General features: G+C 63.6%; 6 protein-coding genes and 1 pseudogene. 3 read left to right on the forward strand and 4 right to left on the reverse strand.

The window, feature by feature from the left end:
* Positions 1–87: 87 nt before the first annotated feature.
* Positions 88–1,251 carry an amidohydrolase family protein gene (locus ABW18_RS18595; protein ID WP_083444452.1) on the forward strand — a complete coding sequence of 388 codons (1,164 nt, stop codon included), beginning with the start codon at positions 88–90 and terminating at the stop codon, positions 1,249–1,251.
* A 22-nt stretch (positions 1,252–1,273) separates the two neighbouring features.
* On the opposite strand, the gene ABW18_RS18600 is transcribed toward ABW18_RS18595, so the two are convergent.
* Positions 1,274–2,755: an amino acid permease gene (locus ABW18_RS18600; RefSeq protein WP_049700458.1), complete on the reverse strand. Its 1,482-nt coding sequence runs from the start codon at positions 2,753–2,755 to the stop codon at positions 1,274–1,276.
* A gap of 266 nt (positions 2,756–3,021) precedes the next feature.
* Positions 3,022–3,966, reverse strand: a complete 945-nt coding sequence (locus ABW18_RS18605; RefSeq protein WP_049700459.1) for a serine/threonine-protein kinase — start codon at positions 3,964–3,966, stop codon at positions 3,022–3,024.
* Positions 3,967–4,091: 125 nt separating this feature from the next.
* Between ABW18_RS18605 and ABW18_RS18610 the strand changes: the two genes are divergently transcribed.
* Positions 4,092–5,459 carry an FAD-binding oxidoreductase gene (locus ABW18_RS18610; protein WP_049700460.1) on the forward strand — a complete coding sequence of 456 codons (1,368 nt, stop codon included), beginning with the start codon at positions 4,092–4,094 and terminating at the stop codon, positions 5,457–5,459.
* A 200-nt stretch (positions 5,460–5,659) separates the two neighbouring features.
* On the forward strand, positions 5,660–6,571 hold the full coding sequence (locus tag ABW18_RS18615) for a LysR family transcriptional regulator (RefSeq protein WP_268760686.1): 912 nt from the start codon (positions 5,660–5,662) through the stop codon (positions 6,569–6,571).
* On the opposite strand, the gene ABW18_RS18620 is transcribed toward ABW18_RS18615, so the two are convergent.
* Together ABW18_RS18620 and ABW18_RS18625 are read right to left on the reverse strand one after the other, a co-directional pair.
* Complete coding sequence (locus ABW18_RS18620) at positions 6,546–8,228, reverse strand: acyl-CoA dehydrogenase family protein (protein ID WP_049700462.1); 1,683 nt, start codon at positions 8,226–8,228, stop codon at positions 6,546–6,548. The genes ABW18_RS18615 and ABW18_RS18620 overlap by 26 nt on opposite strands.
* Positions 8,229–8,467: 239 nt before the next feature.
* Positions 8,468–9,091: pseudogene (locus ABW18_RS18625) on the reverse strand (TetR/AcrR family transcriptional regulator C-terminal domain-containing protein); the annotation flags it as partial.
* Positions 9,092–10,031: the final 940 nt, after the last annotated feature.

Below are 10,031 nucleotides of genomic sequence, written 5' to 3' on the forward strand. Positions count from 1 at the left end.
GGCGCGGAGTGCCCGAGGCGGCGAAAGGTGTGTCAGTGGAAAGAATCCGCACCTTCCAAACAGCTAATTGATCCAAAAATATGCAGGATGTGGGATCCTGTACTTGTGGTCTCCCTGGAAAACGTGCTTCCGGGAATCGTCGACGCGCATATGTTGCAATGGAATCCGCGTCAGACTCCTTGGCGGGCAAAGGGCCTCGCGCGGGTACGACGACTCACGCCGTGGCTCGGCGAACGCGCATTCACCCTGCTGGTCTCGCAGGCCGACAGAGAATACGTTCTGACGCCGTCGGTCATCGCGCGCCCCTACGAGACCGAACACTATGTCAAAGACATCGCGGGAGTGCCCACGGTCGCAGGCGCCGCGATCGACACCGTCATCGTCGCTGATTCCCACTGGCGGGCATACGCGGGCGACATCGACATGATCTCCGACGTCGAGGCCGAGGAACTATCGGAAACCCGCTACACGATCGGACTTCCCTTCGGTCGCGACGGTGCCCCGCGGCTGGGAGCGATCATCGTGCACGGCGATCCGAGTTCGCCCAACTTTGCGACGCAACTCGACGCACAACTCGACATCACGCCTCTCGTGCGCGCAGTCCGAGTGCTTGCAGCACGCCATCCCGATCCACGCGTCCGTGATTCGACGCCGGATGAGGGTCTGCTGGCGTCGACGTCCGCACTACGCGGCTTCGGTGAGGCGGTGCGTCGGGGCTTGGTGTTGGAGGCGTTTGTCTATTCACATCAGCTCTACGACGTGATCAGTTTGGCGCGCGAGTATCCCGAGGCCACGGTCGTCGTCGACCACATCGGAGCGCCGGTGGGTGTTTTCGGGCCGATGGGTGTGCGGACCGGCAACACCGCCGCGGCGCGTGCAGACATCATGCGCCTGTGGCATGAGCGGCTGGTGAGCCTTGCCGCGCAACCGAATATCGTGATGAAGCTGTCCGGATTGGCGATGCCGATTCTCGGTTACGGACACGACCCCCACGGCAACATCGGGAGCCGAAAGACCCTCGCCGAGATGATCGGTCCTCTCATCGGGCACATGGTGAGCCATTTCGGATCGGAACGACTTCTCTTCGGGTCAAACTTTCCCCTCGACCGGCCCAATGCGACGATGTCGATGGTCGTCGGCGCACTCCTCGACGTACTCAGTCCGTGGGGCGACGATCTCTTGCGAAAGGTCCTCCGCGACAACGCTCTACGTGTGTACAACGTCGACGACGCCCCTCACGGCCAGGCGTGAGGGGCGTCGTACGAAAGAACTGCTATTTGTCCTCGGGGCCCTCCGGAACCGGAGGCTCGGGCATGACGGGATATTCGCCGGTGTAGCCCTGACGCTGCGCCGCGAGTGCCAGCACCTTCGACCGGCAGGCATACCAGCCCGCGACCAGCAGCGGCGCTCCGACGATGATCGCGATGAGATTCCAGATGTCGTCGTAACACATCAGGACGACCACCGCCGCGAGGAAGATCAGCGTGGCGTAGCTGGTGTACGGCGTGCCCGGCAGTCGGAATGAAGGCCGTGTGAGTATGCCCTTCTTCTCCCACCGGTAGAGCTGGATCTGACAGGCGACGATCATCGCCCACGTGGAGATGATTCCGAGCGCGGAGAGATCGAGCGCGATGTTGAAGGCGTCTTCGGGAACGAACAGGTTGAGGATGACGCCGAGGAAGGTCAGCGCTCCGGTCAGCGCGATGCCGCCGAACGGAACGCCGTTCTTGTTCATCTTGCCGGTGAATGACGGTGCAGTTCCGTTGAGCGCCATGGAGCGTAGGGTGCGGCCGGTCGAGTACAGGCCTGCGTTGAGACTCGACATCGCCGCGGTGAGCACGACGAGATTCATGATGCCGCCCGCCGCCGGTACGCCGATCTTCGAGAAGAAGGTGACGAACGGACTCTCGTCCGCCTTGTAGGTGGTGTAGGGCAGTAGGAGGGCGAGAACGATCAGGGAGCCCACGTAGAACACGGCGATACGCAGGATTACCGAGTTGATCGCTCGCGGCATCACTTTCGCGGGCTCGGCCGTCTCGCCCGCAGCGGTGCCGACCAATTCGACTGCGGCATAGGCAAAGATGACGCCCGACGTCACGATCACCAATGAGAACAATCCCGTGGGGAACAGTCCGCCGTTGTCGGAGATGACGCTGAACCCGGTCGATGCGCCTTCGATGTCGAAACGTCCTGCGAGGAAGACGATTCCGACGACGAGGAATGTCACGAGTGCGGTGACCTTGATGATCGACGCCCAGAATTCCATCTCACCGAAGAGTTTGACCGAGATGATGTTCATGGTCAGCACGATGCAGAGGGCGATGAGCGCGATCAGCCATTGCGGGATCGCACCGAACATCCCCCAGTAGTGCACGTAGAGTGCCACGGCGGTGACGTCGACGATCGCGGTGGCGGCCCAGTTGAAGAAGTAGAGCCAGCCGGTGACGAATGCTGTTTTCTCACCGAAGAATTCGCGCGCGTAGGAGACGAAGGATCCCGACGAGGGTCGGTGGAGAACGAGTTCGCCGAGTGCGCGGAGGATGAAGAAGACGAAGACGCCGCACACGGCGTAGGTGATGAACAGGCCGGGGCCTGCGTCGTGAAGGCGGGAACCAGCACCCATGAACAGGCCGGTTCCGATCGCGCCACCGATGGCGATCATCTGGATCTGTCGTGGTTTGAGCGCCTTCTGATAGCCCTCGTCCTCGTGAGCGAGCGCTGAATTGTCGTACTGCGTCGTTGGTTCGGCTGTCATGGCTCCCCGTGCGCTTGTGGACGATAGACCGTGTGGACAACTTGGACGGCCCCTGACGCTATCGGCTCTTCACTACGTCGAGATGACGCAGAATGTTAACGATCTCGACACCCAATGGCCGTCGATTTGACGGCGCGCTGGCCCAATTGTGTTGAGACGCGGCCCGAATGCCGATTCGATGTCCGATTTAACAATCGAACAACTGTGTCGTGTGTCACATATCGAAAGCGGGTCGGGCGTCTCAGAATGTCGCTCGGGCGCCGCTCTCAGGGGCGACGCCACGGCCGGCGCCCCGCGGCGGGCTGAGGGACCGGGACGTCGCGAAGGTTGCGGGCGACGATGTCGGCGAACTCGCTACACGTCGAGTAGCGATCTGCCGGCTTCTTGGCGAGGGCCTTGGCGAATACCGAATTGAGCGCCGACGGAAGCCACGGTCGACGTCGGGTCAGCAACGGCGGGTCGTCGCGCAAATGCGCGTTGGTGATGCCGAACGCCGTCGCACGTGGGTAAGGCGGAGCGCCGGTGAGGAGTTCGGTGAGCGTGCAGGCGAAGGCGTATTCGTCGGTTGCCGGTGAGAGTTGCTTGGCCTGAAGGAGTTCCGGAGACGCGTAGGCGATCGATCCTTGGACTCGGCCGTTGCGCGCGAGTGGCCGATTGTCGTCGACGAGCTGCGCGATGCCGAAATCGGAGAGCAACGCGTCGGTGTCGGGGCGCGATGAGGTCAGCAGGATGTTGGCGGGCTTGACGTCACGATGCAAGACGTCACGGGAGTGCGCGAAATCGATTGCCGCCGCGATCTGTTTGGCCACATGGACAATGGTCGGTACTGCCGGTTCGGTCGTCGGCGAGGGGATCAGGGCAACAGCAGCGGGGCCGTCGACGTATTGCATGGCGATCCACAGCGTCGGCGGAACACGGTCTGCGGGGACGCCGAGAGCCTGTGCTCGGCGGTTCGTCTGTGCGTCGGGTTGGATCTTCCCGCGCGTGTACATCTCGACGATGTTCGGGTGGTGGAGTCGGGATGCGATGGTGAACTCACGCTCGAAACGTTCGGCAGCGCGGGTATTGCCGGTTTCATCGGAATGCAGCACCTTGAGCGCCTCAGGGGTGCGCTCGTCGCCACGGTGAACGCGGTACACATCAGCACTACTGCCGCTACCCACCAGCGCATCGATGGTGTAGCCGGCCACGTCGCTTCCCGGCTGGTACACCTCGTCAGGGTATCCGCGCGGTGACCATCGGGTGGAGCTGCGGTCCGATGGGCATCGTTCTCACCGAATGAGCGGTCCGTCCAACACGCTCATCGATGATGGGCACGAAGCCTAGGCTTGGGATTATGAGCAGTGCGCCACTCGACGAACTGATCGCCTCGCTCGGCGATCAGATGGTCGTCACCGACCCCGACATCCTTGCCGGCTACCGCCACGATCGTGCCAACGATCCCGACGCAGGCACGCCGATGGCACTCATCCGCCCCGTGACGACGGCCGACGTCCAGGTCGTCGTGCGATGGTGTGCCGCTCACGGGATTCCGGTGATCACCCGCGGCGCCGGAACGAGTTTGTCCGGCGGGGCCACGGCGGTCGACGGTGCCGTGATGCTCTCGACCGAGAAGATGCGGAATCTGACGATCGATACCGCGACCCGCACGGCGGTGTCGCAGCCGGGCCTGTTGAACGCCGAGGTCAAAGCTGCCGCCGCGGCACACGGCCTCTGGTACCCGCCCGATCCGTCGTCGTTTGAGATCTGTTCCATCGGTGGAAATGTCGCCACCAACGCGGGTGGACTCTGTTGCGTGAAGTACGGCGTCACCACTGACTATGTGCTCGGACTCGAGGTCGTCCTCGCCGACGGCCGCGCGATCAGGATCGGCGGCAAACAGCTCAAGGATTCGGCAGGGCTGTCGCTGACGAAGCTGTTCGTCGGCAGCGAGGGTCTGCTGGGCATCGTCACCGAGGTGACGCTGCGGCTGCTGCCGCCGCAGGCGTCGGCGTGCACGGTGGTCGGAACGTTTGCGTCGGTGCACCACGCGAGTGAAGCGGTACTCGCGATCACCGCCAAGATCCGACCGGCCATGCTCGAATTCATGGACTCTGTGTCGATCAACGCCGTCGAGGACATGCTCAAGATGGGTCTCGATCGCGAGGCCGGAGCACTGTTGGTCGCCCAATCCGACGCTCCGGGACCAGCGGGCATCGCTGAGGTGGAACTGATCGAGAAGGCGTTCTCCGGGTGCGGAGCGACCGAGGTGTTCGCGACGTCCGACCCCGCCGAGGGCGAGGCGTTCACCGCTGCGCGCCGCGCGGCGATTCCTGCCGTCGAACGGCTCGGATCGTTGCTGCTCGAGGACGTCGGGGTCCCGCTGCCGGCCCTGCCGGAGCTGATTGACGGGGTCGAGGCCATTGCCGCGCAGAACAAGGTGATGATCTCGGTCATCGCGCATGCGGGCGACGGCAACACGCATCCGTTGATCGTGTTCGATCCTGCGGACGCCGACGAGAGCGCGCGTGCGCAGACGGCCTTCGGCCAGGTCATGGATCTGGCGATCGGTCTCGGCGGGACGATCACCGGCGAGCACGGCGTCGGGCGATTGAAGAAGGGATGGCTGCCTGATCAGCTCGGACCCGATGTCATGGAACTCACCGCGAGAATCAAAGCTGCCCTGGATCCGGAGGGGCTACTCAACCCCGGTGTGCTTCTCTAGGGTGAAACAACACCGGTCCGCATGTCGCAACGCCCCCTCTGTGCTGCGACATGCGGACCGGGATCGAGCACAGCTATCGTCTTCAAGTGGAAGGCGCTGACTCCAAGTTTGTACCGCTGAGGACACTGTAATCACCTTTTGCACAACCATCCATCGAGAATATCCGGACAATTGTCAATCTCAGGTTGATAATGGGAGCTATGACGAGTTCATCTGATCGTGACCTGGACCTTCGCCGTCTCAGAATGTTCGTCGAAGTAATCGAAGCGCCGTCATTACGTGTTGCTGCCGAGCGTCTGTTCATCTCGCAGCAGGCGTTGTCGTCGGCGATCAGGGATCTCGAGCGGCAGCTCGGCGTGCAGCTGTTCTCGAGGTCGCGTCGATCACTCACGCCGACTGCTGCCGGGACAGCGCTGTACGAGGGTTCGGTCCCACTGCTCGCCGGTGGCTCGCACCTTGCGTCGGAAGTGCGGATGGTCGACGCACAGAATCCCGACCCCTACGTGATCGGATACACCCAGGGCCTGGCGCCGTCGGAGGTCTTCCAGGTGATCGAGGGGGCGGTACAGGAGGACTCGACGATGCCGATCACCGTCCGTCCGGTTGCCGCGGAATTCATTCGTGAGGAGTTGCTCGCCGGGAGCATCGACCTCGCGCTCGCGCGCACGGTCGAGGCTCCGCCAGACCTTGCGGGTGCCATCGCGACAAGTCACGAACTGCGTCTTGCCGTCAATGCGCGCCACCCGCTCGCGCAGAACGAGACCTGCGCGATGAAGGATGTCGCGTCGTGTCAGATCGTGATCTCCGAGCTCGAGCCCGACTACACCAACATGATCGTGTCGTACTGCCGTCGCGCGGGCTTCGAACCCGAGATCATCGTCTCCAACCTCCGCGGCACTCCGCCGCACACGTCGGTGATCGCACATCCGCAGGCGGTCGCGTTCGTCACCAACCAGCCCGGATGGCTGTACGACGACCAGATCCGCGTCATCTCGTTCGACAATCCGCCGCTGACCCCCGTCATGGCGATGTGGCTGCCCAATACCGCGCCGCGGATGCGCAACCGCATCCTCGACGCCGTGGGTGTCAGTGCCGTTGCAGAATCGCAGTGAGATCTGCACCGACGGGAAGCGTGCCGTACTCGGCCCCACGATCGTTTCCCAGTCGAGCCTCGATAAAGGCATCCGAGACAGGCGTCGGCGAAAACCGAACCAGCAGTGAGGCTTCGAGAGCCAGAGCCATGGATTCGACGACGCGCCGCGCTCGACGCTGAGCCGACGACGCGTCGAGTGTTGCCAACTCGGAGAGCTGCGCACGGACGTTGTCGAGGTGAGCGTCGAGGATTGTGCTTGCGCCCCGTGCGAGGTTGACCTCCGCATCGAATGCGGCGATCGATTCGGGTTCGCGTGTCATCGCCCGCAGCACGTCGAGTGCGATGACGTTGCCCGAACCTTCCCAGACGGCCATCACCGGCTGCTCGCGGTAGCGCATAGCCAAGGGGAAATCCTCGGTATAACCGTTTCCGCCAAGGCATTCCAGTGCCTCGTAGGCGTGGTGCGGGCCGCGCTTGCAGATCCAGTACTTGGCGACCGCTGTGGCGAGACGGCGGAAGGCGCGTTCGGTGTCGTCGGCATCCTCGTCGTGTGCCCGAGCGAGGCGCATCGCGGTGACGGTTGCGGCTTCGGATTCGAGTGCCAGGTCGGCGAGCACTGCCGCCATGGCCGGTTGGTCGGCGAGTGTCGCTCCGAATGCCGCGCGATGGCGGGCGTGCCAGGTGGCCTCGGCGACCGATTGCCGCATACCCGCAGCGCTGCCGAGCACGCAGTCGAGTCGCGTCTGGGCGACCATCTCGATGATCGTGCGCACTCCACGTCCCGGCTCGCCGACCATCAATGCGACGGTGCCGTCGAGTTCGATCTCGCTCGACGCGTTGGACTTGTTGCCGAGCTTGTTCTTCAGGCGCTGGATGCGGAACGAGTTGCGGGTGCCGTCGGGCAGGATTCGGGGGAGGAGGAAGCACGAGAGTCCTTCTCCGCCAGCACCTTCTGCCTGAGCGAGGACGAGAAACGCGTCTGACATCGGTGCCGAGCAGAACCACTTATGACCGGTCAGCAGGTACTCCGCACCCGGGCCGCCGGCCCCGACTGGTCGGGCGACGGTGGTGTTGGCACGGACGTCGGAGCCGCCCTGCTTCTCCGTCATCGACATGCCGAAGATTGCCGAGGGCTTCTCGGCCGACAGTTCGGGAGAATAGCTGCGCGACAGCGCCTTTGGCACCCACTGGGCCGCGACGTCAGGTTGCAGTTCCAGCGAGGGGATGACCGCGTGCGTCATCGACACCGGGCACGCGTGGCCCGGCTCGATCTGTCCGAAGAGCATGAAGATCGCCGCGCGGGCGACATGTGACCCGGGCTGCGGGTCGGCCCAGCAGCGGGTGTGCGCACCGTGCTCGACGGCCGCGGCGATGATGCGGTGATAACTCGGGTGGTACTCCACCTCGTCGATCCGGTTGCCCCAGCGGTCGAAGGTGTGCAGTTCGGGTGTGATGGTGTTGGCCTGCTTGGCGTCGTGCTGGAACTGCGCGCTGCCGACGAGTGTGCCCACGTCGGTGAGTTCGCTTGTGGCCCAAGCAGCGTCGTGCCGGTTGACGGCTTCGACGAGCACGGTGTTGAGCTCGTACTCATTGATGTCGACCCGCGGGGCCGACTGGTTGAACACCGTGTGCGTCACGTGCGGCCGCGGCTGCGTGGTCGGGGTGGTGGAGGTCATCGTGATGCCTTTCGTCGATCGCCGCGCGGGCCGGGTTGCTCCCGCTGCCCACGCTGGTCGAGCTGCTTTCTCCGCTGGTCGAGCTTGTCGAGACCACCTAGCCGAGCCTGGTCGAGCTCCGCCCGCTGGTCGAGCTCCCCTCGCTGGTCGAGCTTGTCGAGACCACCCGGCCCAGCCTGGTCGAGCCCTCCCCGCTGGTCGAGCTGCCTTCTCCGCTGGTCGAGCTTGTCGAGACCACCCAGCGGCGCGTTGAGAACCTCCTCGGAGATGCCGAGGTTCGTGAAGATCACCGTGACCGCGTCGGTGAGTGAAGGCCCCAGACTGTCGTCCGTCGCCGACTTCTGCACCGCCAGACCGAAAATCGCCGACCAGAACGCCTTGGCCTCGACGCCGATCGAGGCGCGCAGTTGCCAACCGGTACGCACCAGCTTCTGCATGAGTGCTTCCTCGCCGCGCTCATGCAGAGTATGCAGCGTCGTGGTGATGAACTCGCGCAGGTCAGGCCGGCGCGATACGAGAAGCATTGCTGTGGTGAACATCTCGACGCCCCGGAGTTCCGGTCCGAGCAGCGTGGTCACGAGTGTTTGAGCGTAGTCGCGGACAGTCGGAGTGGCCTCGGCCGCCTCCTCGGCATGGCGCCCCGCGCGGAGAACCGCGGCGCACGCCACCTCGACGAAGAGTTGCTCCTTCGAGCCGAAGTAGTACGTGACCTGGTTGGGAAACGTCCCCGCGCGTTCACAGATCTGCGCGACCGACGCGGTCTCACCCTCCGTGCGGAACACCTGGTCGGCGGCGTGCAGCAGCGTCTGGCGCGTCTGCTTCCCCGCGCTACGCGTCGCACGCGGCGGTGTAGAAGAAGCCACGCCACCTCGCTATTTGTATGCCCGACAAGTTTGTATGTCACACAATAAATGCGCTCGATGCCGAGGTCAATGGGAACGAACTGTGAGATCCGCGCCTAGTTTGAATATTCCGGATCTATCGTGACCTTGTTTGTACTTGTCCGCGTGTATCGGGCCCGACGGTCGGGCGTCGACGTCTGGCGCCGCGGAGCGGTCCGGTGTGGTCGAGTCAGCCGACGAGGCTACATTCCGCGAGCGTGCGTTTGAGCGGGGTTAAAGGCGCAGTACTGAAAGCGACGGACCTTCAACCCCGTGGTTCCGGGCAGTGAAACGTCGCGAGACCAGCCGCCTTCTCGCGCGCTGTATTGGGGTCCTCGTCGAAAGAACAGTAGGCGGTTGGAAGAAGAAAAATGTCGAATTGTGCTGCGGGACAACGGAGATAAGAAGGCTATGAGGGGCCTGGGGGCACTCCTATATACGTCACCAATGGTGAGTGTACCGGGCGATGGCAGTTCGACCGAGAGCGGAAGCGAGAGGGCCCGTTGCTTGTTCTGCAGCCATAAACTCTCTCACTCAGCGTGGTCGACCGTCTGTGGGCGGCGTGGACAGGACTGCCATCGCGCGGAGCTTTGACGAGATCGCGTGCCACGGCCGGGTCAGGAGGAGGTGAACCGGTGCGTCGGGGCGCCCGGCGGATGGGTCAGTTCCGGACGCGACTGAGACGTTCCCATCAGATAGTCGTTGCGGAGCAACGCAGTCGCGACGACCCTGCTCGGAGGACCCAACGGTCCGACCACCACATAGCGCGGCACAACCGTAAGAATGCCACTCTGAGGGACCGAAACCGATCCCGGCGAGGTCGAATCCGGAATAGATCAAATCCCCGAAGAACTGGGGGCCATTGTTTCGATGCCGAGCAGACTTGTTCACTCAACGTCGAAGAGTCACCAGCTCGCCTAGA

Origin of the sequence: Gordonia jacobaea, assembly GCF_001186365.1 — a bacterium.
Lineage (GTDB): Bacteria > Actinomycetota > Actinomycetes > Mycobacteriales > Mycobacteriaceae > Gordonia > Gordonia jacobaea.

Bases quoted from the DNA above. Each gene is read 5' to 3' on its own strand.
- ABW18_RS18600 (WP_049700458.1), bottom strand. From the start codon at position 2,755: ATGACAGCCGAACCAACGACGCAGTACGACAATTCAGCGCTCGCTCAC.
- ABW18_RS18620 (WP_049700462.1), bottom strand. From the start codon at position 8,228: ATGACCTCCACCACCCCGACCACGCAGCCGCGGCCGCACGTGACGCAC.
- ABW18_RS18615 (WP_268760686.1), top strand. From the start codon at position 5,660: ATGACGAGTTCATCTGATCGTGACCTGGACCTTCGCCGTCTCAGAATG.
- ABW18_RS18595 (WP_083444452.1), top strand. From the start codon at position 88: ATGTGGGATCCTGTACTTGTGGTCTCCCTGGAAAACGTGCTTCCGGGA.
- ABW18_RS18610 (WP_049700460.1), top strand. From the start codon at position 4,092: ATGAGCAGTGCGCCACTCGACGAACTGATCGCCTCGCTCGGCGATCAG.